Annotated in this window: 23 protein-coding genes; 2 read left to right on the plus strand and 21 right to left on the minus strand. The window is 36.2% G+C overall.

Translation table 11 applies throughout. The annotated features are described in order from the left end of the window. Nucleotides 1–7: 7 nt before the first annotated feature. From kdpB to K0R77_RS01240, 10 genes are all read right to left on the minus strand, one after another. Nucleotides 8–2,017 (minus strand): potassium-transporting ATPase subunit KdpB, encoded by a 2,010-nt coding sequence (gene kdpB, locus K0R77_RS01195; RefSeq protein WP_300346414.1) that lies wholly within the window; start codon nt 2,015–2,017, stop codon nt 8–10. A gap of 124 nt (nt 2,018–2,141) precedes the next feature. Continuing rightward, on the minus strand, nt 2,142–3,830 hold the full coding sequence (kdpA, locus tag K0R77_RS01200) for a potassium-transporting ATPase subunit KdpA (protein WP_300346416.1): 1,689 nt from the start codon (nt 3,828–3,830) through the stop codon (nt 2,142–2,144). Between the two features lie 335 nt (nt 3,831–4,165). Next, complete coding sequence (locus tag K0R77_RS01205; RefSeq protein ID WP_300346417.1) at nt 4,166–4,306, minus strand: hypothetical protein; 141 nt, start codon at nt 4,304–4,306, stop codon at nt 4,166–4,168. 12 nt (nt 4,307–4,318) lie between these two features. Beyond that, nucleotides 4,319–4,678, minus strand: coding sequence for a hypothetical protein (locus K0R77_RS01210; RefSeq protein ID WP_300346418.1), 360 nt, complete (start codon nt 4,676–4,678; stop codon nt 4,319–4,321). 160 nt (nt 4,679–4,838) lie between these two features. Further along, on the minus strand, nt 4,839–6,191 hold the full coding sequence (locus K0R77_RS01215) for a sigma-54 dependent transcriptional regulator (protein WP_300346419.1): 1,353 nt from the start codon (nt 6,189–6,191) through the stop codon (nt 4,839–4,841). Nucleotides 6,192–6,312: 121 nt separating this feature from the next. Further along, entirely contained in the window at nt 6,313–7,113 is an 801-nt protein-coding gene (locus K0R77_RS01220; protein ID WP_300346420.1) for a Cof-type HAD-IIB family hydrolase, read from the minus strand. A 289-nt stretch (nt 7,114–7,402) separates the two neighbouring features. After that, nucleotides 7,403–7,771, minus strand: a complete 369-nt coding sequence (locus K0R77_RS01225; protein WP_300346421.1) for a hypothetical protein — start codon at nt 7,769–7,771, stop codon at nt 7,403–7,405. 29 nt (nt 7,772–7,800) lie between these two features. Further along, on the minus strand, nt 7,801–9,039 hold the full coding sequence (locus K0R77_RS01230) for an efflux RND transporter periplasmic adaptor subunit (RefSeq protein WP_300346422.1): 1,239 nt from the start codon (nt 9,037–9,039) through the stop codon (nt 7,801–7,803). 1 nt (nt 9,040) lies between these two features. Beyond that, a complete protein-coding gene (locus tag K0R77_RS01235; protein WP_300348288.1) occupies nt 9,041–13,405 on the minus strand; it encodes a CusA/CzcA family heavy metal efflux RND transporter in 4,365 nt (1,454 codons plus the stop codon). A gap of 146 nt (nt 13,406–13,551) precedes the next feature. Continuing rightward, on the minus strand, nt 13,552–13,872 hold the full coding sequence (locus K0R77_RS01240; RefSeq protein WP_367182658.1) for a DUF6660 family protein: 321 nt from the start codon (nt 13,870–13,872) through the stop codon (nt 13,552–13,554). 141 nt (nt 13,873–14,013) lie between these two features. On the opposite strand from K0R77_RS01240, the gene K0R77_RS01245 reads away from it, so the two are divergent. Further along, the gene (locus tag K0R77_RS01245) at nt 14,014–14,289 is read left to right on the plus strand and encodes a hypothetical protein (protein ID WP_300346424.1); all 276 of its coding nucleotides are present in this window, start codon (nt 14,014–14,016) and stop codon (nt 14,287–14,289) included. 45 nt (nt 14,290–14,334) lie between these two features. Here K0R77_RS01245 and K0R77_RS01250 read toward each other — a convergent pair whose 3' ends face one another. From K0R77_RS01250 to K0R77_RS01265, 4 genes are all read right to left on the minus strand, one after another. After that, the gene (locus K0R77_RS01250; RefSeq protein ID WP_300346425.1) at nt 14,335–15,501 is read right to left on the minus strand and encodes a zinc-dependent alcohol dehydrogenase; all 1,167 of its coding nucleotides are present in this window, start codon (nt 15,499–15,501) and stop codon (nt 14,335–14,337) included. A gap of 319 nt (nt 15,502–15,820) precedes the next feature. Further along, nucleotides 15,821–16,432: a DUF4142 domain-containing protein gene (locus K0R77_RS01255; RefSeq protein WP_300346426.1), complete on the minus strand. Its 612-nt coding sequence runs from the start codon at nt 16,430–16,432 to the stop codon at nt 15,821–15,823. Between the two features lie 300 nt (nt 16,433–16,732). Beyond that, nucleotides 16,733–17,089, minus strand: coding sequence for a response regulator (locus tag K0R77_RS01260; RefSeq protein ID WP_300346427.1), 357 nt, complete (start codon nt 17,087–17,089; stop codon nt 16,733–16,735). A gap of 114 nt (nt 17,090–17,203) precedes the next feature. Continuing rightward, nucleotides 17,204–18,070 carry a phosphatase PAP2 family protein gene (locus K0R77_RS01265; protein ID WP_300346428.1) on the minus strand — a complete coding sequence of 289 codons (867 nt, stop codon included), beginning with the start codon at nt 18,068–18,070 and terminating at the stop codon, nt 17,204–17,206. Between the two features lie 268 nt (nt 18,071–18,338). On the opposite strand from K0R77_RS01265, the gene K0R77_RS01270 reads away from it, so the two are divergent. After that, a complete protein-coding gene (locus tag K0R77_RS01270) occupies nt 18,339–19,037 on the plus strand; it encodes a DUF1826 domain-containing protein (RefSeq protein WP_300348295.1) in 699 nt (232 codons plus the stop codon). Nucleotides 19,038–19,067: 30 nt separating this feature from the next. Here K0R77_RS01270 and K0R77_RS01275 read toward each other — a convergent pair whose 3' ends face one another. From K0R77_RS01275 to K0R77_RS01305, 7 genes are all read right to left on the minus strand, one after another. After that, nucleotides 19,068–20,141 (minus strand): UDP-glucose--hexose-1-phosphate uridylyltransferase, encoded by a 1,074-nt coding sequence (locus K0R77_RS01275; RefSeq protein ID WP_367182659.1) that lies wholly within the window; start codon nt 20,139–20,141, stop codon nt 19,068–19,070. Further along, nucleotides 20,110–21,297, minus strand: a complete 1,188-nt coding sequence (gene galK / locus K0R77_RS01280; protein ID WP_300346430.1) for a galactokinase — start codon at nt 21,295–21,297, stop codon at nt 20,110–20,112. Before galK ends, K0R77_RS01275 begins: the two co-directional genes overlap by 32 nt. Before the next feature lie 145 nt (nt 21,298–21,442). Continuing rightward, nucleotides 21,443–22,426, minus strand: coding sequence for a Gfo/Idh/MocA family oxidoreductase (locus K0R77_RS01285; RefSeq protein WP_300346432.1), 984 nt, complete (start codon nt 22,424–22,426; stop codon nt 21,443–21,445). Between the two features lie 55 nt (nt 22,427–22,481). Continuing rightward, complete coding sequence (locus K0R77_RS01290; RefSeq protein ID WP_300346433.1) at nt 22,482–23,438, minus strand: transketolase C-terminal domain-containing protein; 957 nt, start codon at nt 23,436–23,438, stop codon at nt 22,482–22,484. Nucleotides 23,439–23,814: 376 nt separating this feature from the next. Next, nucleotides 23,815–24,663, minus strand: coding sequence for a transketolase (locus K0R77_RS01295; protein WP_300346434.1), 849 nt, complete (start codon nt 24,661–24,663; stop codon nt 23,815–23,817). A 3-nt stretch (nt 24,664–24,666) separates the two neighbouring features. Beyond that, the gene (gene fsa / locus K0R77_RS01300; protein ID WP_300346435.1) at nt 24,667–25,320 is read right to left on the minus strand and encodes a fructose-6-phosphate aldolase; all 654 of its coding nucleotides are present in this window, start codon (nt 25,318–25,320) and stop codon (nt 24,667–24,669) included. Between the two features lie 89 nt (nt 25,321–25,409). Then, nucleotides 25,410–26,282: an AraC family transcriptional regulator gene (locus K0R77_RS01305; RefSeq protein ID WP_300346436.1), complete on the minus strand. Its 873-nt coding sequence runs from the start codon at nt 26,280–26,282 to the stop codon at nt 25,410–25,412. Nucleotides 26,283–26,414 lie beyond the last annotated feature (132 nt).

The following is a 26,414-nucleotide window of genomic DNA, read 5'->3' on the forward strand; positions in this document are numbered from 1 at the left end:
TTAAATTTTAAAAGAATAATGAAACTAAAAGATCGATGATTTTAATTCCAATAAATGGAATGATGACACCTCCAAGTCCGAAAATAAAAAGATTACGTCTCAACAACGCCGAAGCACCAATTGGTTTGTAGGCCACACCTTTTAAAGCCAACGGAATAAGAATAGGTATAATGATCGCATTAAAAATAACTGCTGAAAGAATCGCACTTTCCGGACTGTGAAGATTCATAATATTCAGACCTTGTAATGCAGGAATCGCAGTAATAAAAAGAGCCGGAATAATGGCAAAATATTTCGCGACATCATTTGCAATACTGAATGTAGTCAGTGTTCCTCTCGTCATCAGCAACTGTTTCCCGATTTCTACAACTTCGATCAGTTTCGTAGGATCATTATCCAAATCAACCATGTTTCCGGCTTCTTTTGCTGCCTGAGTTCCGCTGTTCATCGCTACACCAACATCTGCCTGAGCCAAAGCCGGAGCATCATTGGTGCCGTCTCCCATCATGGCAACAAGGCGACCTTCGGTTTGCTCTTTCTTGATGTAATTCATCTTATCCTCAGGTTTTGCTTCAGCAATGAAATCATCAACACCTGCTTTTTCAGCGATAAATTTCGCAGTAAGCGGATTGTCACCTGTAACCATCACTGTTTTAATTCCCATTTTTCTAAGACGATCAAAACGTTCGTTGATTCCGGGTTTGATGATATCCTGAAGTTCGATTACACCTAATACTTTTTCGTTTTCAGAAACAACAAGCGGGGTCCCTCCGTTTTGCGAAATTTCTTTTACTTTATCATCGGTTTCCTGTGGAAATGTGTTTCCTGCGGTCAGAACGATATTTTTGATCGCATCGGTTGCCCCTTTTCGGATCCGGAAGTTTTCATAATTCACTCCCGAACTTCTTGTCTCTGCTGTGAATTTTATATATTCAGGATTTTCTAATGAATAAGTAGAAGGATCAATTCCGGCCAATTCAACAATCGATTTTCCTTCTGGTGTTTCATCGGTCATTGAACTTAATACAGCAGCTTTTATTAAATCTTTTTCATTAACATTATTAGCGGCGTAGAAATGAGTTGCTTTACGGTTTCCAATAGTAATTGTTCCTGTTTTATCCAAAAGAAGCACATCTATATCTCCTGCTGTTTCTACTGCTTTTCCGCTTTTTGTAATGACATTAGCACGCAATGCTCTGTCCATTCCCGCAATACCGATTGCAGATAAAAGTCCACCTATTGTCGTAGGAATCAGACATACAAAAAGTGATATGAATGATGCGATGGTAATACTTACATTAGCATAATCTGCAAAAGGTTTTAAAGTAATACAAACAATGATAAAAACTAAAGTAAATCCTGCCAATAAAATCGTTAGTGCAATTTCGTTGGGCGTTTTTTGTCTTGATGCACCTTCTACCAACGCAATCATTTTATCGAGAAAACTTTCTCCGGGTTGTGTAGTCACTTTTACAACAATTCTGTCAGACAAAACTTTCGTACCTCCGGTTACTGAGCTTTTATCTCCACCTGATTCACGAATGACAGGAGCAGATTCTCCGGTGATGGCACTTTCGTCAATAGTTGCCAATCCTTCAATAATTTCTCCGTCAGATGCGATGATGTCTCCCGTTTCGCAGACAAAGATGTCACCTTTCTGAAGTTTTGCGGAAGAAATAATACTGCCATCACGCAATTTGGCAGGTGTTTCTTCTCTTGTTTTTCGAAGACTGTCTGCTTGCGCTTTTCCTCTTGCTTCTGCGATGGCTTCAGCAAAGTTTCCAAACAGAACGGTAAGCAATAGAATCATAAATACAGTAAAGTTATAGGCAAAACTTCCCTGAGATTTTTCTCCTGTCAAAGTCCATATACTTACGATCAACATGACAAGAGTTCCAATCCAGACCAGAAACATAACCGGATTTCTGAACATCGTTTTTGGGTTGAGTTTTATAAAAGACTGTACAAGTGCTTCCTGCATCAGTTCTTTTTGAAACAACGATTTATTATTATTCATTTGGATATATTTATTTTTATTTGAAGGTCATCCCGAATAGTCGGGACAAGTAATGCAATCGCTGAATCTTCATTGGTTTTATCTTTCCAATCATGGCGATTTCATTTTAATTTCTTTATCTATTTTATTTCAGTGAAAAATATTCAGCAATCGGACCTAAAGCCAATGCCGGGAAGAATGATAATGCCGCAATGATTGCAATGACTGCAAAAATCATTAATCCAAAAGTTGAGGTATCGGTTTTCAATGTTCCTTCGCCTTCAGGAATATATTTTTTCTGAGCCAGTAAACCCGCAATTGCAATCGGACCGATGATTGGTAAAAACCTACCAAACAACAGAACAATTCCGGTCGAGATATTCCAGAAAGGATTATTGTCGCCCAAACCTTCAAAACCGCTTCCGTTATTGGCGGCAGATGATGTAAATTCATATAATACTTCACTGAAACCATGAAAACCAGGATTGTTGAGTGTACTTGTTCCCACATCAGGAAAAGCAGTTGCAATTGCTGCTCCTGCCAAAATCAAAAACGGGTGGAAAAGCGCCACAATCATTGCAATTTTCATTTCTCTTGCTTCGATTTTTTTACCTAAAAACTCGGGCGTTCTACCCACCATCAAACCGCTGATAAATACTGCAAGAATGATATAAATAAATATGTTTAAAATACCTGCACCGTCACCACCATAAAATGCATTCACCATCATTGCCAACATTTGTGTCATTCCGGAAAGCGGAACTGAGCTGTCGTGCATTGAGTTAACAGATCCTGTAGAAATAACGGTTGTTACAATACTCCAAAAACCGGAAGCAGCGGCACCGAAACGAATTTCTTTTCCTTCCATGGCGCCCAATGACTGATCAATTCCCATTGATGAAATGGCAGGATTTCCATTCATTTCCATACTTATTGTTGGGATTGCAAGCAGAAGAAAACCAGCGGTCATGACTCCAAAAATCATATATCCGAATTTTTTCCTTCTGATAAAATGACCAAATGCAAAAACCATAGCCATAGGAATAATTAATTGCGAAACCATCTCAACTATATTGGTGAAATAGGTTGGGTTTTCAAACGGATGCGCACTGTTTGCTCCGAAGAAACCACCTCCGTTGGTTCCAATATGTTTAATAGGAACAAATGCAGCAACAGGACCTGTAGAAACTTCGGTAGTATTTCCTTGAAGCGTTATTACTTTATCTTTACCTTCAAAAGTCATCGGTACGCCTTCAAAAAGAAGAACTGCACCCATGATCAATGAAAGTGGAAGAAAAATTCTTGTGCTTGATTTCAAAAAATAATCATAGAAATTCCCCAGTTTTTCTGTTGATTTTTCACGGAAAGCTTTAAAAATAACAATCGCTGCAGCCATTCCCGTCGCTGCGGAAACAAACTGAAGAAACATCAGCCAAATTTGTCCAAGGTAACTCAATCCAGTTTCACCGGAGTAATGCTGAAGATTGCAGTTAACCAAAAAGGAAATGGTCGTGTTAAATGCCAAATCAGGTGACATATCGGGGTTTCCATCAGGGTTAAGTGGAAGCCAACTCATGTTCATCAAGACAAGCATACTCATGAAAAACCATAAAAGATTGATCGTAAGAAGTGCACTCAGATGCTGCTTCCAGTTCATTTCGTTTTCAGGATTGATTCCTGAGATTTTGTAGATAAAAGATTCTACAGGTTTGAAAACAGGATCAAGAAAAGTCTTTTCTCCTGCATATACTTTAGCAATGTATTTCCCAAATGGTATCGCCAGTAAGAGCGTTACCAGAAACATGGCTATAATTCCAAAAATTTCAGTGTTCATAGTAGTTTAATGAATTAAAGCAAATTTTTTAACCGTAAAAATCAGATAAATAAAAGCAATCACGAAGCAGATCCAAAAGATCATGATGCTCCATTCTTTTATTTCATTTAAAATCTTACGGTTCATTTGATTATTAATTTTATTTAAAATTCTTCCGGTTTTACGAGTACATAAATCATGTAGAAGAAGATGGCTATTGCTGTGATAAATAATAGGGTCATGAGTACGTTTTTAATTTTTAAATCTTTTCAAAATATTCTACCAAAAAGTAAAACAGTGCGAACAGTAATACTCCAGAAGCCAATAAAATAATTGTGATCATTTTCTTTTTTGTTTTAATTAAATTGAATAATTGCTGCTGCTACAAAAACTCCGAGAATGACCGCTATGTTGATCGTTACCACTTCAAAATCGTGTTTTCCACGAATTGATTTCCATTCTTTCCAGCTTCCGATTTTTCTGATTTTTGTTTTCATCTTATTTAAATTTTAAATTCCTGATTTGTAAACCTGGTGAAAGTAATTTTCCTGTAAACTCGGTGACATTTTATTAAATATCATTTTTTTGTAAGTCGGTTCACAGCAAAATGTAAAACTGTCCAGAGAATAGACAAAGATGTTTTCGATCGCATTTTTTAACGCTGCATCGCCTTTACTGTAAAGCTTATTCATTTTAAGAATAGATTTAGTCAGAATTTTCTGATCATTTTCTTTGATCAGTCTCTTGATCTGTTTGGTAAAGACACTGATGACCATGAAGGGTGAATTTGTTTTGTAAGATTCTTTAAAATCTTCCTGTGTTTCAGGGATCGTTTTGATGATCTCTGTGATGGCATCTGTATGATTCATTTTAAATTGTTTTGAAACAGTAATGCCAAGATTTATTCCTCAAAGAAAAATTTAATTATAAACAGTTGATATTTAATTATTTAAAGTAAAATCCAATGATTAGAAAAAACAAAAAACCCTATCAAAATGATAGGGTCGTTATCAGAATGGAATCATTCTTTTATAAAATACTGTATTCTTCGATTTTTCGGTACAGTGTGGCAATGCCAATTTCGAGAAGACGCGCCGCTTCGGCTTTGTTTCCGTTGGTATGCTTTAATATTTTCTGTATCTGCATTCTTTCTGCACTTGCCATAGAAAATGCAGACATCATTTTATTCTGTGAAAGTTCCGTCTGCTCCTGCTTTGCAAGAATATCTACAGGAAGACTGTCAGTTGATAATTCGGATGAATCTGTAAGGATGACACTTCTCTCAATGACATTGCGAAGTTCGCGGATGTTACCTTTCCATTGATGGTTTTTTAAAGCTTTTAAATAATCATCCGAAAAAGAAGAAATATTTTTTCCCATTTTCTGAGAAAAAGTCTTTAGAAAAAAGCTTGCGAGAGATTCTATATCTGCTACTCTTTCTCGTAAAGAAGGAAGTTTAATAGTAAAAATATTAATACGATAATACAGATCTTCACGGAAGTTTCCGGTTTCAATTTCTGTTTCCAGATCTCTATTCGTTGCAGCTATTATTCGTACATCAGTTTTTGTTGGTTTGCTGTCTCCCACTTTCAAAAATTCGCCAGATTCTAAAACTCTGAGCAATTTTGCCTGTAAATCGAGAGGCATTTCACCAATTTCATCAAGAAAAACCGTTCCGAGATTGGCTTCTTCAAAAATACCCTTAGAATCTTTCAGAGCTCCTGTAAAAGCTCCTGCTTTGTGACCGAAAAGTTCATTTTCCAGCAATTCTTTTCCGAAAGCCGAACAGTTGACTGCAATAAAATTTTTCTTGCTTCTGTTGCTTGCATGATGTATTGCCTGTGCAAAAACCTCTTTTCCGGTGCCAGTTTCTCCTGTAAGAAGAACTGTTGCATCCGTAACAGCCACTTTCTGAGCCGAAGAAATTGCGTTGGTAATTTCAGCAGATTTGCCAATAATACTTTTGAAAGATTGTTTATTGTCAAGCTGTTTTTCAAGCTGTAAAACTCGTTTATTCAGTTCTACTTTCTCTGCAGCCTTATAAAGTAACGGAAGAATTTTGGTATTGTCGTCTCCTTTGGTGATGTAATCGAATGCACCGTTTTTGATCGCCATTACACCATCGGGAATGTTTCCAAAAGCGGTCAGAAGAATAATTTCAACACCTGGAAATTGATCTTTCACTGTTTTTGAAAAATCGACTCCGCTTCCGTCGGGAAGTTTAACATCGCAAAGAACAATGTCAATATCGGAAATCTCAAGTCGTTTGAGTCCGCTTTTCAGATTTCCAGCCTCAAAAACTTCAAAACTTTCTAGACTGATGATGCGTGATAAAAGTGATCTTATTTTGGCTTCATCATCAATTATTAAAACTGTATTCAATTTTCTGATGTTCTTAAATTAATAGAAAAAATGTAATTTTTGATCGTAAAATATCTGTTAAATATTTTTTCAAAGATAGATATTACGTTGAGATTTTTCTTTCAAAATATTTCAAAAAATCTTAATTGGCGTTGAGATAATTTTTAATTGTATTTAAAACTCCAAAATTATTATTGCTCAAAGCTTCAAATTTTGCAGCCTCTTTTACCGATGGATGAGCGTTTTCCATTGCGAAGGAATATTCTGCTTTTTTCAGCATCTCAATGTCATTCATATAATCACCGAAAACCATCGTCTGTTGCGGACTGATATTGAGCGTTTTCTGAAGTTTTTCCAGCGCATTGCCTTTGTTGATATCTTTGTTCATAATATCCAGCCAGTATTTTCCAGAAACGACAACTTCCAGATTATATTTTTCAAATTGCTTTAGGGCAGGATATAAATGTTCTTCAGAACCTTCAGGATGATAAACTGCAATTTTGAAAATGCTGTCGTCCAATGCCTGTGTAAGATCGTCTATTTTCTGATTTCCTGTATAAAATTGTGCGATATAATCAATAAAGTCCTGATTGTCTGTTTCATAGTAAGCTCTCTTTTTACCTGAAACTACAACCGTTGCTCCCAAAATCTGGCGAATTGCTATGATGATCTCTTCCACGTACTGTACTTCAAGCTTGTCTGCAAACAATTCTTCGTTTTTATAGATCATGTAACCACCGTTTTCAGCGATGAAAGCCATCTCGTTTTCTATATCTCCAAAGTATTTTGTAATTCCCAGCATTTGTCTGCCACTTGCGGGAACAAAAAGGATATTTCGTCTTTTCAGTTCTTCATAAATTTCGGGAAATTCCGGGCTTACTTCATGTTTAGAATTAAGAAATGTGCCATCCATATCCGTCACTATCAACCTAATATCATTCATAAATCTCTCATTAAATATCAAATATAGTGGATAATATTGTAGTCTCAGCCTTTAACGGCAAATGATAACAATATTTTAACGTAAATAAAATTTTAATCTTATTGCAAATTTACAATTTAGCTTTTGACAAAAAGCAACGATGAATACTACAATTCTTTAATTACATTTTATTGTAAAGAATAAAAATAATGTAAAATTTATTAAAGTAATTCTCTTTTTTTTGAGATAAATTTTAGTTATTAATTTCTAAAATGCCTTAAAAAAAGCCATAAATACTCTTATTTCTCAGTTAATAGACTTTTGTAAATACATTTTTAAAAACATTAAAGATAAAATCAAAACATTGCAACAACTCATTCATTTTCAAAACAATAAAAACTACCCACAATGCAAAAATTGATAAATTTCTACGTAAAGATTTATAAATCACCACTGCATATACTTGTATCCGTCTGATTTCCGATCTATCTTTACTAAAGAAATTAAAAAGCGATACAGCTTTAAGATGACTGAAAATTACACTGTGAATTGCAAATAATTGACTTATAATAAACTTCACACCACACACCAAATCATTTATATTGAAAAAGGCAAAACATTTATGTTTTGTCTTTTTTTTTGTTTGTAATTCTAAACATATTTTTAATAAAAAAGCCATTCAATTCGGATGGCTTTTTCATTTGATAATTAATGCTCATGTTGCCCCGAGCTACTCAATTTAGCATTCACAAAAAAAGCACCCTTTACCACAATATTGATGTTATCAGAAATTTCTTTGACCGGAGTTATCGCTGTGTAGCCCATATCGGAAGAGCCTTTTACAATTTCTATCTTTTCGAAATTAATAGCTTTGCTTTCACTTTTGGCTTTAGCTTCATCGTGTTCCTCAGTTTTTTTATTGGTTTGTATGAAAACGTAAAATTTTCCGTCTGCTTCTACGATGGCTTCATTGGGAACGGCGGGAGTTGTGGTATTATTCAGACTTACAATTCCTGTAATGTTCATTCCGTCAATCAATCCTGATTTATTTCCGATAACTGTACAGTGCACGGAAATCGTTTTGCTTTCATTTTCAAAAGAAGAACCGATGCTGTATACCTTTGCATCATATTCCGTTTCAGGATTATTTGTAAGTTTAAAATGTACGATCTGCCCTGTTTTCATTTTGGGAAGATCTTTTTCAAAAACCTGCAGATCAAGATGAATCGAACCGTTATCAATCACTTCTGCAACAGGTGAAGAAATGTCTACATAACTTCCGATCTGAGCATTAATTGTACTGATCGTACCGCTGATCGGCGAAGTAATCACCAATCCCGAACGCAGATTCCCATTACTGATGTTCGCAGGATTGATTCCCATTATCTGAAGCTGTCTTTGTAAAGAGGCTTTTTGAGTCCTTAAAGTTTTCAGTTCAGAATCTGAGCTTTGAAGATTTTTCTTTGCTCCTGCATCATTGTCAAACAGTTCTTTCTGTCTTCTGTACTCCTGCTCGGCAAAAACAATCCTGCTTTTCACGGTAAGATATTGTTCCTGCACCTGAATATATTCTGAATTTGCTATTGTTGCGATAACCTGTCCTTTCTTTATGTAATCTCCGATCTGTACATTGATGGTTTTGATCACACCTCCGTAAAGTGACGTTACTGTAGCTTTATTATTGTTTGGAACCCTTAATAAACCGTTGGCTTTTATTGTTGCTGTCAGTTCTTTCATTTCAATTTTGCCTAAAGTAATTCCTACAGTTCTTATCTGATCTTCGGTAATGGAAGCAATGGTTTTCGGAGCTTCATTATGATGATCTGCAGTCTGTTCTGTTTTTATTTCACTTTCAGAATCGTTGGTGGCATTTTTTTTCCCGCAGTTTAAAAGAAAGACAGAAGCGAGCGAGACATAGAGAATGTTTTGTTTGAGTTTGAGTTCCATTTTATTTGTTGATTAAATAATTAATAGTAATAACCGACTGATTCACCTGTTGAATCGACTCTAAGTATTTTAGCTGAATATTGGTTGCTGTCTGAAGTGCAAAAAGGTATTCCACATAAGAAATCTCTCCGGTTTTGTAGCCGAGTTGCCCAGCTTTAACGATTTTCTCTGCATTCGGCAAAGCCTGACTGACATAATATTCATATTGCAGAACATCCTGATTGTATTGGCTGAATGCATTTTCCAGTTGTGTAACAAGCTGTTTCTGCTGCAATTTTGCATTAGATTCCGCCAGATGTTTCTGATACTCCCAAGATTGAATTCGCGCTTTTGTAGCTCCGAAAGTCAGCGGAATTGAAATTCCAACATTCGCAACGTGAAAACGGTTTCCCGCATCAAAATATTTTTCCTGACCGTTGAGTGTATGAAAACCAGTAAGAGACTGATTGGTATATCCAAGACTAAATTCCGGCAAACCTTGTGATTTTTCTACATTTTTATTCTTTTCGGCAATCTCCATTTGCTGATACAATGCTTTTACGCTCGGATGATTAGCAATTACAGTACTATCCAGAACATATTCTGCTTTCAGAGGCTTGTAATCTTTAATGAGAGGAATTTCGAAAAGATCCGAAGTATTAAGAAGCGTTTTTAAATTTTTATAGGCATTATTGAGATATACTTTATTTTGACTCAATAAAAGATCAATCTCTCCTTTTTGAGTTTCTGCCGTATTGATTTCAATTTTTTTAATATCTCCTGCTTTATATCTCACCGTAGCAATTCTGATAAAATCCTGATAAAGACTATCCATTTTCATCAGTTTTAGTTGATTGTACTGCAGGTATTCTATTTGATAATAATATGTTCTGATCTGTTTTGCTAATTCATTTGCAGAGATTTCTTTATTAATTTGTTTGGCTTTAATTTCTTCAGCAATCAGATCTTTTTTTGCTTTAAACAAAGTCGGAAACGGAATGCTCTGAGAAATTGAAAACGACTGATCAAATTTCGGACTGTTGTATTGTCCTAACTGCGCATTCATATTCATTTTCGGAAGCTCACTTGCCGTAGGTTTCAAAGCTTCGGAAACTTTTATATCAAGATCTTTTGATTGAATTAAATGATTATTTTTCAATCCTATTTCTGTTGCTTTTTCAACCGTTAAAACTTCTGTTGTCTGTGCATTCAATGTTTGTCCGGAAAATAAAAATCCTAAAACAATAGCTGTTGTCAAAGATTTCAATTTAAAATTTCCTCTTGTAAATTGAGTATTGAAAATAATATATAACATTGGCAAAACAAATAAAGTAAGGAAAGTTGCTGTGATCAAACCGCCAATCACAACGGTTGCCAAAGGTTTCTGGACTTCCGCTCCTGCTCCCGTGGAAATTGCCATCGGTAAAAACCCTAAAGATGCTACTGCAGCAGTCATCAGAACAGGTCTGAGCCTTGTTTTCGTTCCTTTAAAAACTCTTCTTAAAATATCATTTTCGCCATCTTTTTCCAATTGATTAAAAGTTCCTATGAGAACAATCCCATTCAGAACTGCGACACCGAACAAAGCGATAAATCCTATTCCTGCACTGATGCTGAAAGGCATATCTCTTACAAGCAGCGCGAAAATTCCCCCAATCGCACTCATCGGAATGGCGGTAAAAATCAAAGCAGCCTGTTTAAATGAATTAAAAGTAAAATACAACAGCATAAAAATAAGCAGCAAAGAAACCGGAACTGCTATCATCAGACGTTTGCTTGCAGCCTGTAGATTCTCAAATTGTCCGCCATACGTAAAATAATATCCTGAAGGAAGCTTCACTTGTTGATCTAATTTTGCCTGAATATCATTTACAATGCTTTCCACATCGCGGTCTTTTACATTAAATCCGATTACAATTCTACGTTTTCCTTCTTCACGGCTTATTTGGGCGGGACCCAATTTGTAATTGATATTGGCAACCTGCGACAGCGGGATCTGGCTTCCGGAACTTGTTGAAACCATCAGATTATTCACATCATCAATATTGGTTCTGTGAAGACTGTCGAGACGCACAACAAGATCGAAACGTCTTTCGTTTTCAAAGACCTGACCTGTACTTTTTCCGGCAAAGGCAGTACTTAAGACATTGTTTACGTCTTCGATATTCAAACCGTAATTGGCCATTCTTATACGGTCATATTCCACATTAATCTGTGGAAGTCCGCTTATTCTTTCAATTTGTGGAACTGTCGTTCCGTCAACCGTTTGAATTATTTTCCCCACTTTATCGGCATAAACAGCAAGAGAATCCAGGTTTTCACCAAAGATCTTCACGGCGACATCCTGCCGTATTCCGGTCATTAATTCATTGAAACGCATCTGTATCGGTTGATTTTTTTCAAAAAAAACACCAGGAATCAATTCAAGTTTTTCAGAAATTTCATCTGCCAGTTCATCGTAGGATTTCTTTGTTTTCCAGTCTTTTTGAGGTTTTAAAACAATAATTAAATCTGAAGCTTCCGGTGGCATCGGATCGGTAGGAACCTCTGCAGAGCCGGTTTTTCCAATCACCATTTTTACTTCATCAAACTCTTTAATAATTCTTGAAGCCTGCATTGAAGTTTCAATACTCTGACTTAATGAACTTCCTTGTGGTAAAATACAGTGAAATGCAAAATCACCTTCCTGCAACTGTGGAATAAACTCCCCTCCCATTCTGCTGAATAGAAAAATGCTGACCGCAAATAAAAGAACGGTGACAGAAACAATAATTCCTTTGATTTTTATAGCTTTTTCCAATAACGGATGGTAAATACGTTGTAGTTTATCCATCATTTTATCTGAAAAATTCTTTTTATTCGATTGATTTTTAGACAAAAACAATGCGCTCATCATTGGAATATAAGTCAAAGAAAGAATTAATGCTCCTAAAATTGCAAAACCAACTGTTTTAGCCATTGGTGTGAACATTTTCCCTTCAACACCCACCAAAGTCAGGATAGGAATGTAAACAATAAGAATAATAATTTCTCCGAAAGCAGCACTGTTTCGTATTTTTGAGGCAGAAAGAAAAACTTCGTCATCCATCTCCGCCTGCGTTAATTTTTGATTTGATTTTCTTAAACCTAAATGATGAAGTGTTGCTTCCACGATAATAACAGCTCCGTCGACAATCAAGCCAAAATCAATCGCGCCCAAACTCATTAAATTGGCGCTCACTCCGAAAACATTCATCATTCCCAAAGCAAAAAGCAATGACAAGGGAATTGCAGAAGCAACGATAAGTCCTGCCCGAAGATTGCCCAGAAAAACCACAAGCACGAAAATAACGATCAAAGCGCCTTCTATCAGGTTTTTCTCAACGGTGTTGATGGCTCTTCCAACCAAATCTGTTCTGTCTAAAAACGGTTCTATCAAAACATCATCAGGTAGCGATTTTTGAATGGTCGGGATTTTATCTTTAATTAAATTAACAACTTCATTGCTATTTGCGCCTTTTAAGGTCATTACTATTCCTCCTACTGCATCCACTTTTCCATTGTAAGTCATTGCTCCGTAACGGACTGCACTTCCCAAACGTACATCGGCTACATCTTTTACAAAAACCGGAACACTTCCGTTTTCATTTTTTACGGCAATATTTTTTATATCTTCCAAAGACGTAACGACACCAATTCCACGGATGAAATAAGCATTTGGCTTTTTATCAATATAGGCTCCGCCTGTATTCTGATTATTTTTTTCCAGTGCTGTGAAAATATCGGAAATACTTACTCCGATTGCGCGAAGCCGATTTGGATCGACTGCTACTTCATATTGTTTCAGCTCACCACCAAAGCTGTTGACTTCTGCGACTCCGGGTGTCCCGTTGAGCTGTCTTCGTACAATCCAGTCCTGCATTGTACGGAGTTCCTTACTTGAATATTTATTCTCACTTCCCTTTTTCGGATGCAGAATATATTGATAAGCCTCACCCAAACCTGTACTTACAGGAGCTAGTTCCGGTGTTCCTACTCCTTTGGGAATTTCTTCTGCGGCTTCTTTTAGTTTTTCACTGATCAGCTGACGCGCAAAATATACGTCGACCTCTTCTTTGAAAACGACGGTAATTACCGAAAGTCCAAATCTTGAAATACTTCGGGTTTCCTCGATATCGGGAACATTTGAAATACTTTGCTCGATGGGGAAAGTGACCAGTTGCTCCACTTCCTGCCCTGCCAATGTAGGACAAACAGTAATAATCTGAACCTGATTATTGGTGATATCCGGAACAGCATCAATAGGTAGTTTTGTAGCACTCCAAACTCCCCAAACGATCAGCAACAATGTCATAATACCAATGATAATCTTGTTACTGATGCTAAATTTTATAATTTTATCTAACACAGAATTGTATTTAATATTGATTAAATTTGCCTGCTTTTTTCGCATTTGAATATAATTTTCAAACATAAAGCAACAGCATATGAGTTCTGAAAACTGAAAAGTCTTCACAAAAATTTGAAATTAAAATTTCAAAAAATCAATAAAAATTAAATCTTGGGAGGTTGCCAGATATGATCGTAAACCTGATAGGCGAAATCGTTTTTCTGAAAAAGAATTTTCTTTGAAAAATAAATCTGAACGTGCGAAGGCAGTTCCAATAAAGGCTCGATTTTGAAAGATGCAACCGTCATCTGACAGCAATTGCAGGTACAGAAAGGGCTGCAGATATCGCTGTGACCAGATTGATGGTTATCTTGCAGTCTTTCTACTTTGGTTTCTGAAAAACTGTATTTGTCGTCCACATCATTGCATGGCACTAAAGAAATTGCCATGAGATACAATGTGAATATAAATACAAGATATTTCATTCAGATACAAATATAAGAATTATCCTGAAATTTTATTTACTTTAAGTTTTCTTCCATTTATCATTGTAAAAAGAAAATCTATTCATGGCACGATATTTATATTAATATGGTAAGTCAGCATCCAATATAGCTTTAAACACAATGAAAAATCTCAGATTACATAAAAATTTACTTCATCAACTGATATTAACATATCTTAAACGTGATTTTAAAATAAAAATAAACCTTAAAGACGAATATTTATTGGAAAAAAATTTAGTTTCCGGAAAATATATAATCGTACCTACTTTCTCACATTATATCGATTCTAATATAGAACTCAGACTGAGTCTCTACAATGTGTTTCAGCATATCAATCATACCATCACAACGATCAGTGATTTGAGAAAAGAAATTTATGCTCTGAAAACAAGATAATACACTGTTTGCGAATGAAAAAAGCTGCCAAAAGGCAGCTTAAATTTATTTCCAGGGATCAAGAATAACCTTTACACAGCCGTCTTCTTTTTTGTCAAAAAGTTCATATCCTTTTGCTACATCATCAAGCGAAAGTCTGTGGGTAATAATGTCATCCAATTTTACCTGTCCGCTTTCTACATATTTCATTAATTTATCAATGATAGCATGTACCGGCGACTGCCCTGCTTTTAAAGTAATTCCTTTATCAAAAAGCTGACCTACCCTGAAATTGTCATAATTCATGGGATATACTCCTAAGATAGAAACAAATCCACCACGTCTAACCCCGCTCATGCAGGCTTCAAGAACTTTTATAGAACCTTTTTCAAAATTGACTAAAGCTTTGGCTTTATCAACAAGATTTCTGTCCGGTTCAAAACCTACTGCATCAATACAAAGATCTGCACCTCTGCCGTCTGTCATGCTTCGTATTTGCTCAACAGTTTGTTTTGAATCTTCCCAAAGAATGGTTTCGCAACCTGTCAGATTTTTTATCTGATCTAAACGGTACTGAAGAGTATCAATGACAATCACTTTTTTTGCATTATGGAGTATTGCACTCTTAGCAGCCATGGAACCTACAGGTCCTGCTCCGAAAATAGCAACCGTCTCTCCGCCTTTAAGATCTGCCCACATGACACCGGTATATCCTGTCGGAAAAATATCGGTAAGAAATAAAACCTGCTCATCAGTCAGTGAATCAAGAACTTTTCTGGGACCAAAATTAGCATAAGGAACTCTGACATACTGAGCCTGTCCGCCATTGTATCCGCCATAAAGATCGGTATATCCGAACATTCCTCCCCCCTTTTCGGTAATTAATCCTCCTTCCGGTCCATAATTTTCAGGATTGGAATTTTCACACCCACCCGGAAGATCGTGCTGACAAAAATAGCATCCTCCACAGGCAATAGGAAACGGAACAACTACCCGATCGCCCACCTGTAAATGTTTAATATTTTTTCCGGTTTCTTCCACAATCCCCATAAACTCATGCCCCATAACCATTGGGCGGGGTTGAGGAATTCCTCCTGAATACATATGTAAATCACTCCCACAGATTGCGGTTGAAGTGACACGAAGGATGATATCATTCTCATCCTGAATTTTAGGATCATCGATTATATCGCAGGTAATTTTACCCGGCGAATGAAAAACTGCTGCTTTCATAGTAATATTTTAGAAATTGGTGTTGTGGATATATGCGAAAACAATTCTGATTCGCATAATTAAGATTTAAATTAAACGAAATGATATGACTGTCTGAGAAATAAATGCTCGTTTAGAAGTTAGATTTTACATAAAATGATTCAATCATATACAAACGTAATATTTTAAGACATTTCAGATTAAATACAATCTGAAATAATTATATTGGTAAAGTCATGATTAAATTATAAATATTCTATAAAAAAGTTATTTCTGTAAAGATCTTTTTGAGGTTGGATGCTTTACAGGAATAACTTTATCATATCAGTATTGATCTCCTTTATTTTACTGCTGTCTTAGCTTTTTCTGACTCCATCAAATGATGCTCAAGAGTGGGTAGCGTTTTGCTTGCAAATCCTTTAAGAGAAGTTTCTGAACCTTCTGAAGCTTCCTTCTTAAAGTCAGCAATATCTTTTTTGTGGTCATTGACCATTAGATCGGTGTACATTTTATCGAATTCGCTTCCTTTTTTAGTTTTCAGGTCGTCATGCTTCTTCTGTTGCTCAGCGTTTAAGCTTGTTGGTAAAGTGTAACCTGAAGCTGACGCCCATTTTTTAAGTTCTTCATTGGCTTTTCCGTGATCTCTTGCCATCATTTCACCTAACGCTTTTACAGTTGCATTTGTAGAAGTTTTAGCAGCAAGATCGCCCATCATTACTTCCATCATTCCACCTCTTGCAGCTTCGTCGGCAAATTTTTTGTCCTGATCGCTAAGTGTTTTTTCTGTTACCGCCGTATTCGATACTGTTGCAGAATCGTTGAGAGTCGTAGGAGTGTCCTGAGGTGAACTCATGGTGGTGTCTGCTGTAGAATCAGCTGTTGTTGTGTTTTCTTTTTTGTTGCATGCTGTGATTGCAGCCAATGCCAACAAAGTTAGAATTGAATTTTTCATAAATAATAAAATTTGATTGGTTTAGAATATTGAGTAAAATTAATTACTCTGTGAGATGTGTTTACAATTATTTTGCCAATTCGGTTAAATTCAAATCAACATTTATAAAAGATATTTTTAATCAAACTTTTTTATGTCTACATCTTCAACAAATTATGATCTCTAATGCATTCATTTAACGACAACGAAATGCGTAGATTTATGGCATGGAGACAGAAGTGGGCAACATTAAACTGAAATTTCACAAAAAAATAAGAGCCTCGTTTTAATCAGGCTCTTATTTTTGTATGTGCTTTTTTATCAAATATTTCTCTTTACAACATCGATCATCTCATCGATACCAAATGGTTTCTCTATATAATCGTCTGCTTTACATTCCTTCGCAATCTCCTTAATACTACTTGATGTAGAAGTCAGGACTGCCGGAATATCTTCTGTATCAGGATCAGATTTCAATTCTTTAATTACCTGTGAACCTTTAGCTTTTCCTTTGATGTGGTCATCAACAATAACTACATCGGGATCAATCTCCTCAACTTTTTCGATGGGTTCCGTTGTAAGCGATCCTACCACATCAAATCCGGCTTCATCCAATACCTGATCCATAATATTGAGAATTTCGGCATTATCTTGAACGAGAACAACTTTTTTCTTCATTAAGTATTATAGTTTTTTTTACAAAAGTAAATAAATATTTAATACAAAGGATAAAAATGCATTAAGGTAACAGCATGAGTATCTTGTTTCTGTTGCTGCAACTTTCAATAAAAGTTAAAAGGTACCATTTAAGCCGAGCATACGAGGGGAGACATTTAGCTTCCATGAGATTTTTTTCTCTTTTTTCTGGTAATTATTCTTCTGCATATATCGATAGGTACCGTCTACGATGAAATAGCTGATCGCAGTACTCAGAAATACATCAGAGAAAAAATGTGCACCATCCCACATTCTTGATAATGGCGTTATAATGCCTATACTGTAAATCCCTGCCTTTACCCATGGGTTTGAAAATTGTTTTGCCAACGCAAACATGGTAGTAGAAACCAATACTGTGTGACCTGATGGAAATGATCTGTACGCAGGCTGACCACTAAAAGGTTTAAAATAAAATTTTCCTTCACCCGTTCCGGGTCTTGCCCTTCCTACCAATGTTTTGGAGAATGTCTGGATCAATCCGGCAGTTGTTGCAGAAGAAATCATCAGAACTCCTGTTTCTCTGATTTTATCATTTTTTGTGAAAAGTCCCGTCAGATAAACCACACTTGTTATACCGTAATTATTCTGTGGACCTCCGAAATAGTCTCCAAACTTTCTGATAACGCTAGGTACTTTATCTCTTTGATCCGCAAAGTAACGGCTGGTATCATTATCTACAGAATACAGTAATACAGTTCCTAATGCAACTCCGCCCACATCGATCCAATTATTTTTTTTCCATGAAAACGGACTAAGATAACTGTGCGCCATATTGTTAAATATCTGTTTGCCATCAACGACAAGCTGCCTCCCGATACTATTTTTTTTAGAGACAATTAAAGTATCTGTTGCTGAATGAGAATTAAGCTCTATACTATCAGTTTCCTGCGAAAAAACAAAATTGAATAGTAAGAAAAATAATAGAATAAAAAGCCGTTTCATGAGTTCTGTTTTGAAACAGCAAACTTATCAATTTAAAGCACCAACTTAATGCCTTTTTCTTGATCATAGAAAAAAACAATATTTTCCGTTTTTTATAAATTATTAAGTGTTTGTGAATTATCAAAACTATAATGATAGATGGAAACTTCAGTACGTTTTGTGGCTAATTTTAAAATTAAGTTTTAAAAAAATATGAATTGCACCTATGTCATCTATTTGTTCATTATTTTTGCAATCTCTGGTTATCAACAAGCATTTTCTTAATTATATGAATGATACATTTACTGATAATAATCAAATTGGAGTGGTTTCCTCTTTTTCTGAACTTGTAGATACTTGTTTTCAAGGAGATATAAATGCAATTTGTTGGGACAGAAATTTAGGTGGAGATTTTAGAGAAATTGTATCAAAGCTTCAATTAAAAGAAAACATTACAGAAGTTTATTCTGAAGATCTTTTATCTCTTGAACTTTCAGAAAAAGGTCATATTGCAAGAGAAATTATCTTACATGATTTGCAATTATTAACAGACTTCGGAGCGTCTCCTTCACTCAATTTAATTAAGAGTTACGAACGGGATCAGGAGTTTGATTTTATTTCAACAGATGTATATTCTTACCATGTAGATCGTTCGGACATTGGAACGGATACTTTTTTATGCACCTACTACGGCGCTACAAGTGACATATTGCCCAATGACCAATGTATAAAAAAAATCCTGATTCCTGAAATTCTTGAGAAGATTAAAGAATTATACCATGGTAAAGAAGATGAATTCGAAACCTTTCTGAAGGAAAATTATTTTGATCTGCACTATCAGCCAAAACATAATGCTAAACCTATAAATTTAAAGTTAGGTCATCTCTGGAGATTGGCAGTAGATCATCCGCAACAGCAAGTTTTACCTTGTATTCACAGGGCACCTGATGAAAAAAATGGTGAGTATAGACTGCTGCTGATCTCTTAATTCGATCTTACGAGCTAATATTTGCTTAAACTATTTTTCTAAAGCTTCCTTGTAATGTACAAGTGGAAGATTCTTCAATATTTCAGCACTTTGTTCCGGCGTGATGTCGCGTTGTGGTTCTGCCAGCATTTCGTAGCCGACCATAAATTTTTTAACTTCGGCATTACGCAGCAAAGGCGGATAAAAATGCATATGAAAATGCCATTCGGGATGTGATTTTCCATCGGTTGGTGATTGATGAATCCCTGCTGAATATGGAAAGGAAATGTTGAAAAGATTGTCGTATTTTGTGGTTAAATTTTTAATAATCTCAGCCAATGAAAGTTTTTCTGAATCAGAAAACTGCAGAATATTTTCCGCTTTTCTTTTGCTGATAATCATCGTTTCGTACGGCCAGACTGCCCAAAATGGAACTAATACGACAAAATCCTCATTTTCCAGAATGATTCTTTCTTTTACTTCTAATTCTTTTTTGACATAATCTTCCAGAAGCGAACTTCCGTTCTTTTCAAAATACTTTTTAAGATTCTCCTGCGTTCTCAAAACCGTCGAAGGAATCGAAGACTGTGCCCAGATTTGTCCGTGCGGATGTGGATTGCTGCATCCCATTACACTTCCCTTGTTCTCAAAAATCTGAACGTGATTGATGTAATCTTCAGCTCCCAATTCTTTATACTGTTCCTGCCAAACATCTACCACTTTTTTAATGTCATCAACTTCCATTTCCGGTAAAGTGAGACTATGATTTTCCGAAAAACAAATGACTCTGTTAATTCCTCGTTCCGGTTTCAATGTAAAAAAATTAGACTTTTCATCAGAAAATTCGACATCATCTTTCATCAAAGAACCAAAGTCGTTTTCGAAAACAAAAACACCTTGGTAATCAGGATTTTTATCACCATTTACACGCACATTTCCCGAACATAAGTAACAATTCGGGTCGTGAGAAGGAAGTTTTTCTTCAGCTACTTTTTCAGTCTGCCCTTGCCAAGGTCGGTTGGCTCGTTGTGGGGAAACCAAAATCCACTCATCCAAAAGTGGATTGTATCTTCTGTGAGGGTACTGCTTTTGATTAAACGACGAATTCATTTCTTTTGTATTCATTAATTCCATCCGATATTTTTACACGGTACACTTTCATTTCGATGTCAAAACCTTCTTTGTATTTTGCGCTGATGTTTTTAATTACATCATCAACATTTTCATCTTTTATAAGATTAATACTGCATCCTCCAAAGCCGCCGCCCATTATTCTTGCGCCCAAAACGCCTCTTTCCTTTAAGGTTTCTTCTACCATAAAATCAAGTTCTTCGCAACTTACTTCAAACTCTGTTGAAAGTCCGGAATGAGTTTCGATTAAAAGCTGTCCTAAATACTCTACATCTCCTTCTGATAAAGCTTTTGAAGCCTTTTCTACCCTTTTAATTTCCTTAAGAAGATACAGGCATCTTTTGTACGACGTCTCTCCTATTTCTGCCCTCACTTCATCCAGCATTGAAAAGCTGAAATCTCTGAATTTTTCTACTTCCGGAAATTTTTCCCACAAAACTTTCTTTCCGTTATCAACATCATTTCTTCGGTCGTTGTAACCGGAAGTAAGATGCGTATGTTTCACACAACTGTCGAAAAGCACCAGACTGTACCCTTCAATATTAGCTTCAAAATACTGATGTTCCAGAGAATTGCAATCGAGCATAATTACTTGGTGTTCTTTACCGAAAACGGATGCAAACTGGTCCATAATTCCGCATTTTACACCAACAAAGGTATGTTCAGATTTCTGACCAATAAGTGCCAATTCTTTTTTAGATAAATTTAAATCGAAAACCTGATTGAGAATATAGGCAAAACCACATTCCAAAGCTGCCGAAGAAGACAAACCTGAACCCATTGGAATCGTACTGCTAAAAGCAATCTGCAAACCGCCGATCTTTTTTCCGCTTTCCTGAATGGCATTGAAAACACCCAATAAATAATTAACCCAGGTCTGTGAAACCGGAGTTTGTTTCTGATGAATATTAAAACTAAATGATTCATCAAAATCTTTGGCAAAAAAAGTGCAGGTTTCTGAGCCATCCACCTTTTTTACAGCAAAGCAAATGTATTTGTCAATAGCTGCTGGAAGCACAAAGCCATCACTGTAATCGACGTGTTCACCAATAATATTAATTCTTCCCGGTGCCAGAAAAATATTTTCCGGTTCTGATTGGAAGAAAGCCTGGAATGCTTCTGTTGTATGATTGATTAATTTCTCCTTCATAGATGACTGCAATTTATGCTTTTTTAGAGGTATTTTAAAATTAAAATTGTGAATAGTGCTTTAACTTAATCAGAATATTTTAATTATCATTTCATCAATTAAATGATTAACAGTAATCTAATATGTTTAAAAAAATGATTTAATTTCATTCACCAGGAAAAACAATTCCTGACAAATTACGGATTCTGTCTAAAGTTTGCATCAGCAACAAACTCCCGGCGTGAGTTACGATTGGGCTCTCGGTAAGACCATTTTGCAGGCATTCTGTGGCGTGGCGCGCCTCAAACTGGTAGCCAAATCCATCATTCTTTTCTACTTCAATGATATTTTTTTCTCCATTGGAATAATATTCCAAAGTGGACGAAGGTTCGTAGAAAGGGGTGGTTAATTTCAGACGACCTAATGTACCGCATATTTCTACTTCAGTAGCAAGATCGGTTGATAAAGTCGAAAATAAACTTGCCATACTCCCGTTATCATACTTAAAAATAATCCCGCATTGCTCGTCAACACCTTGTTCTGTCGCAACAATGCTGACGTTAATTTCATCAGGTTTACCCAGAACATCCAATGCTGTAAAAACATTATAAATTCCAATATCCATCAATGATCCTCCTCCAGATTCAGGATTGAGCAAACGAGAAGCTGGGTCTGCATTCGCTTGAAAACCGAAATTAGCTAAAACCACTTTTATATCTCCCAAAACACCGGTTTTAATCATTTCCATCATTTTTTGATAATGAGGTAGCAATTTTGTCCATAAGGCATCCATCAAAAATAGTTTTTTCTGATGGGCTAAATTTATCATTTCAGTTGCCTGTTTTGCGTTCAGGGCAAATGGTTTTTCACAAAGAACAGGTTTGTCATTATTCAGACATAGCAACGTATTTTCGTGATGCAGGTTGTGCGGTGTTGCGATGTAAATGATATCTACCACATTACTTTCTGCAAGTTCTTGATAACTTCCAAAACTGAATGGAATGTTAAAGTCTTTGCAAAAACTTTGAGCTTTTTGAAGTGTGCGAGATCCGGCTGCAGTCAGTTCTGCACCTTCTACGTACTTGAGGTCTGCTGCAAACTTGTGAGCAATAGTTCCTGTACCCAGAATTCCCCATCTTATTTTTTTCATATTTTGATTAATGAAATATTTTGCAAAAATCAGAAAGTTTATTTTTAACTCTAATTTAATTTTTTCTTTTCATTACTTTTTTTACAGCTTCTACAATGTCATTTGCAGTCAGTCCATATTTCTCCATCAGTTGATCGGGAGTTCCGCTTTCTCCGAAGCTGTCGTTTACGGCAACATATTCCTGCGGCGCAAGATATTCTGTAATCAAAAGCTGAGCAACGCTGTCTCCCAAACCACCTAATCTGTTGTGTTCTTCGGCAGTTACAACGCAACCTGTTTTCTTTACTGATTTTAAAATTGCTTCAGCATCCAAAGGTTTAATCGTGTGAATATTGATAATTTCGACATCAATTCCCTGCTCTTCCAGGATTTCTCCGGCTTTTATTGCTTCCCAAACCAGATGTCCGGTGGCAATAATCGTCACATCTTTTCCTTCGTTGACCATCCAGGCTTTTCCGATTTCGAATGTTTGATTTTCATTGGTAAAAACAGGAATCACAGGTCTTCCGAAACGCAGATAAACCGGACCTTCGTAATCTGCAATGGCAATCGTTGCAGCTTTGGTCTGGTTGTAATCGCAAGTGTTGATGACCGTCATTCCGGGAAGCATTTTCATTAATCCGATGTCTTCCAGAATCTGGTGTGTTGCTCCATCTTCACCTAAAGTCAATCCTGCGTGAGATGCACAGATTTTCACGTTTTTATCGGAATAAGCCACCGACTGACGAATCTGGTCATAAACTCTTCCGGTAGAAAAGTTGGCGAAAGTTCCCGTAAACGGAATTTTGCCTTCGATAGCTAATCCTGCAGCAATCCCAATCATATTGGCTTCTGCAATTCCAATCTGGAAAAAACGTTCCGGTGCTTTTTCTATGAATTTCTCCATTTTCAGGGAACCGATAAGGTCGGCGCAAAGTGCTACGACATCAGAATTTTTGTCTGCCAGTTCTGCGAGACCGGCTCCAAAACCGCTTCGGGTATCTTTTTTTTCTGTGTAAGTATATTTTTTCATTTTACGATTTGTTGTTGAAATAATTTTAATAGGATTTTATGAATATCCGTAAATATTAATAAATTAGTTTTTTAACAGTTTGTTTGTCATTCCGTAGGAATTCCAACACACTGAAAATAAAGCAGTTTAGATTCCTACGGAATGACAAAATGAATGCTTATTTTATCGTTATTATTAAAAACGGACATTCGTATAGGATTTTATCCTATCCTTTGTTAAGTCGTCCCTTTGGGACTTTTGAGTTTGCGTTGAATCGCTCGCAGCCCGACTTGAGCGGAAATCCTTTTTTGCGTGGTCATCAAGTTCTATTAAACTGAAACCGTCTGCAAAAAAGATTGGGAGCGGAGGGCGGATAAAGCTGCCCAAAGTTTAATGTCTAATAATCGCCCAAAGTTTCTTCGAGTTGATCTAATGCTTTTGTCAGTTGCTCATCGTTAGGTGCTTTTCCGTGCCACGCATGGCTTCCCATCATATAATCGACACCGTGACCCATTCCGGTTTTCAGGAGAATGCATATAGGCTGACCTTGTCCGGTTAATGATTTTGCTTCGTCCAGAACGTTAAGAATTTCTTCCATATCGTTTCCGTTTTCCACTTCAAGAACTTTCCAGTCGAAGGCTTCGAATTTGGTTTTAAGATTACCTAAAGAAAGCACTTTTGAAGTCGGACCATCAATCTGCTGACCGTTGTAATCGATGGTTGCAATCAGATTATCAACCTTGTTGTGAGAAGCATACATTATGGCTTCCCAGTTCTGACCTTCCTGCAATTCACCGTCGCCGTGAAGGGTGAACACGAGATCTTCGTCTTTGTCCAGCTTTTTACCGACTGCGTGACCAATTGCCACAGACATTCCTTGCCCCAGAGAACCGGAAGCTATACGAACGCCCGGAAGATGCTCGTGCGTGGTGGGATGTCCCTGCAATCTGGAATTCAGTTTTCTGAAAGTTGCAAGTTCTGATTTCTCAAAATAACCTGCGTGCGCCAAAACACTGTAAAAAACAGGTGAAATATGACCGTTAGAAAGATAAAATACGTCTTCGCCTTTGGCTTTCATATCGAATCCTTCTTTTCTTTTCATCGCATCAAAATAAAGTGCGACCAAAAAATCTGCACATCCGAGCGAACCGCCAGGATGACCGGATTGACAGGCGTGAACCATTCTTACAATATCTCTTCTAACTTGTGAAGCGATATTTTTGAGTTTTGAAATATCGTGCTGCATAAATTATTGCATTTTTTGTGAATCTTTGATAAACTGCTCCAATCCTGAATCTGTCAAAGGATGTTTTAACAAGGAAAGAATCGGCTGAATTGGGCAAGTCACGACATCGGCACCAATTTTTGCACAATTGATGATGTGCATACTGTGTCTTACAGAAGCCGCTAAAATCTCTGTTTTGTAGTCATAATTGTCGAAAATAAGACGGATTTCTTCAATAAGATTCAAACTGTCTGTCGAAATATCATCCAGTCTTCCAAGGAACGGAGAAACGTAGCTTGCACCGGCTTTTGCTGCCAAAAGAGCCTGACCTGCTGAGAAAATAAGGGTACAGTTAGTTTTGATTCCTTTGTTGGAAAAATATTTTAAAGCTTTTACACCGTCTTTTATCATCGGGATTTTCACAACGATGTTTGGATGAATTGCCGCAAGAATTTCGCCTTCTGCAATCATTTCTTCGTAGGTTGTAGAAAGAACTTCCGCAGAAATATCTCCATCAACAATGTCACAAATATCTTTGTAATGTTGCAAAATAGCTTCTGTTCCGCTGATTCCTTCTTTTGCCATCAAAGATGGATTGGTTGTAACGCCATCCAGAATTCCGAGGCCGTTGGCTTCTTTTATCTGCTCTAAATTGGCAGTATCGATAAAAAATTTCATAAAATGTTGTTTAATTCTTTTAAGTGTTAAAAATACACTTAACTAATGAAATAAACAATTTTAGTTTAATTTATTTTGAAGAAAAAGTATCATTCCATTACATAATTAAACTCTTTACGGTACTGAGAAGGACTTTTCTTGATATATTCTTTAAAAGTTTTGTTGAAATAGCTGAAATTATTAAAACCGCTTTCAAAACAAACGTCTGTAATGCTTAAAGGTTTTTCAGCAAGCAGTTTCAGAGAATGTGTAATACGGTATTCATTAACAAATTGAGTGAAGGTTTTGTTGGTGATTTTCTTGAAATAACGGCAGAAAGAAGGCACTTTCATATTCGCCAAACCGGCAATTTCTTCCAAAGTAATTTGCTCTTTAAAATGATCTTTTACATAATTGAAAATATGATTGATCCTCTCGTTATCCTCAACCTGAGTTTGCAGGTAATATTTTCCGGCGTTGAGGATTCTGTAATCATCTGTGACAGAAAGATCGTGCAGAATTTCAAAAAACTTCAAAAGCTTTTCTAAGGATTCTGACTGATGCATCTGGGAAATCTTTTTTCTCATTACTTTTTTCACATCGTCGCCGAAGACCATTCCGCTTTTTGATTTTTCTAGCATTGCGTGAATTTTTTTCATTTCAGGATTTTCCCAAATTTTTTCACCCAAGAAATCAGGTTTAAACTGAATCACCATTTCGTAATCGTTATTGGTGTTTTCATTGGTTAAACCGCAATGTGGCAAATTACTGCCAATCAGCACCAGATCACCTTCCGTAAAGTAAGAAATATTACTTCCTATCTGCCTTTTGCCGGAACCTCCTTTTACCAAAATCAGTTCAATCTCAGGATGATAATGCCAAACGTGAGATTTGATATTCTCGTTTCTCTGAAACTTAAGACTCGTAAAACTGCTTCCTATATTAGGATTGATAGCTTCAAATGCAGGACTGTGATGTTTCATAATTTAATTATCAATCAAAGTTACAAAATAACATTTACAAAATTAACTGTTCATATTTAATTAACATACAATTAGGGTTAATATAGGACATAAATATGAAAATTGCATTCTAAAATCTAACAGGGAAACACT

This window comes from Chryseobacterium sp. (assembly GCF_029240215.1).
Lineage (GTDB): Bacteria > Bacteroidota > Bacteroidia > Flavobacteriales > Weeksellaceae > Chryseobacterium.

Coding starts and splice junctions, on each gene's coding strand:
- kdpB (WP_300346414.1), bottom strand. CDS start 2,017: ATGAATAATAATAAATCGTTGTTTCAAAAAGAACTGATGCAGGAAGCA.
- kdpA (WP_300346416.1), bottom strand. CDS start 3,830: ATGAACACTGAAATTTTTGGAATTATAGCCATGTTTCTGGTAACGCTC.
- K0R77_RS01205 (WP_300346417.1), bottom strand. CDS start 4,306: ATGAAAACAAAAATCAGAAAAATCGGAAGCTGGAAAGAATGGAAATCA.
- K0R77_RS01210 (WP_300346418.1), bottom strand. CDS start 4,678: ATGAATCATACAGATGCCATCACAGAGATCATCAAAACGATCCCTGAA.
- K0R77_RS01220 (WP_300346420.1), bottom strand. CDS start 7,113: ATGAATGATATTAGGTTGATAGTGACGGATATGGATGGCACATTTCTT.
- K0R77_RS01225 (WP_300346421.1), bottom strand. CDS start 7,771: ATGGCTTTTTTATTAAAAATATGTTTAGAATTACAAACAAAAAAAAAG.
- K0R77_RS01230 (WP_300346422.1), bottom strand. CDS start 9,039: ATGGAACTCAAACTCAAACAAAACATTCTCTATGTCTCGCTCGCTTCT.
- K0R77_RS01240 (WP_367182658.1), bottom strand. CDS start 13,872: ATGAAATATCTTGTATTTATATTCACATTGTATCTCATGGCAATTTCT.
- K0R77_RS01245 (WP_300346424.1), top strand. CDS start 14,014: ATGAAAAATCTCAGATTACATAAAAATTTACTTCATCAACTGATATTA.
- K0R77_RS01250 (WP_300346425.1), bottom strand. CDS start 15,501: ATGAAAGCAGCAGTTTTTCATTCGCCGGGTAAAATTACCTGCGATATA.
- K0R77_RS01255 (WP_300346426.1), bottom strand. CDS start 16,432: ATGAAAAATTCAATTCTAACTTTGTTGGCATTGGCTGCAATCACAGCA.
- K0R77_RS01260 (WP_300346427.1), bottom strand. CDS start 17,089: ATGAAGAAAAAAGTTGTTCTCGTTCAAGATAATGCCGAAATTCTCAAT.
- K0R77_RS01265 (WP_300346428.1), bottom strand. CDS start 18,070: ATGAAACGGCTTTTTATTCTATTATTTTTCTTACTATTCAATTTTGTT.
- K0R77_RS01270 (WP_300348295.1), top strand. CDS start 18,339: ATGAATGATACATTTACTGATAATAATCAAATTGGAGTGGTTTCCTCT.
- K0R77_RS01275 (WP_367182659.1), bottom strand. CDS start 20,141: ATGAATACAAAAGAAATGAATTCGTCGTTTAATCAAAAGCAGTACCCT.
- galK (WP_300346430.1), bottom strand. CDS start 21,297: ATGAAGGAGAAATTAATCAATCATACAACAGAAGCATTCCAGGCTTTC.
- K0R77_RS01285 (WP_300346432.1), bottom strand. CDS start 22,426: ATGAAAAAAATAAGATGGGGAATTCTGGGTACAGGAACTATTGCTCAC.
- K0R77_RS01290 (WP_300346433.1), bottom strand. CDS start 23,438: ATGAAAAAATATACTTACACAGAAAAAAAAGATACCCGAAGCGGTTTT.
- K0R77_RS01295 (WP_300346434.1), bottom strand. CDS start 24,663: ATGCAGCACGATATTTCAAAACTCAAAAATATCGCTTCACAAGTTAGA.
- fsa (WP_300346435.1), bottom strand. CDS start 25,320: ATGAAATTTTTTATCGATACTGCCAATTTAGAGCAGATAAAAGAAGCC.
- K0R77_RS01305 (WP_300346436.1), bottom strand. CDS start 26,282: ATGAAACATCACAGTCCTGCATTTGAAGCTATCAATCCTAATATAGGA.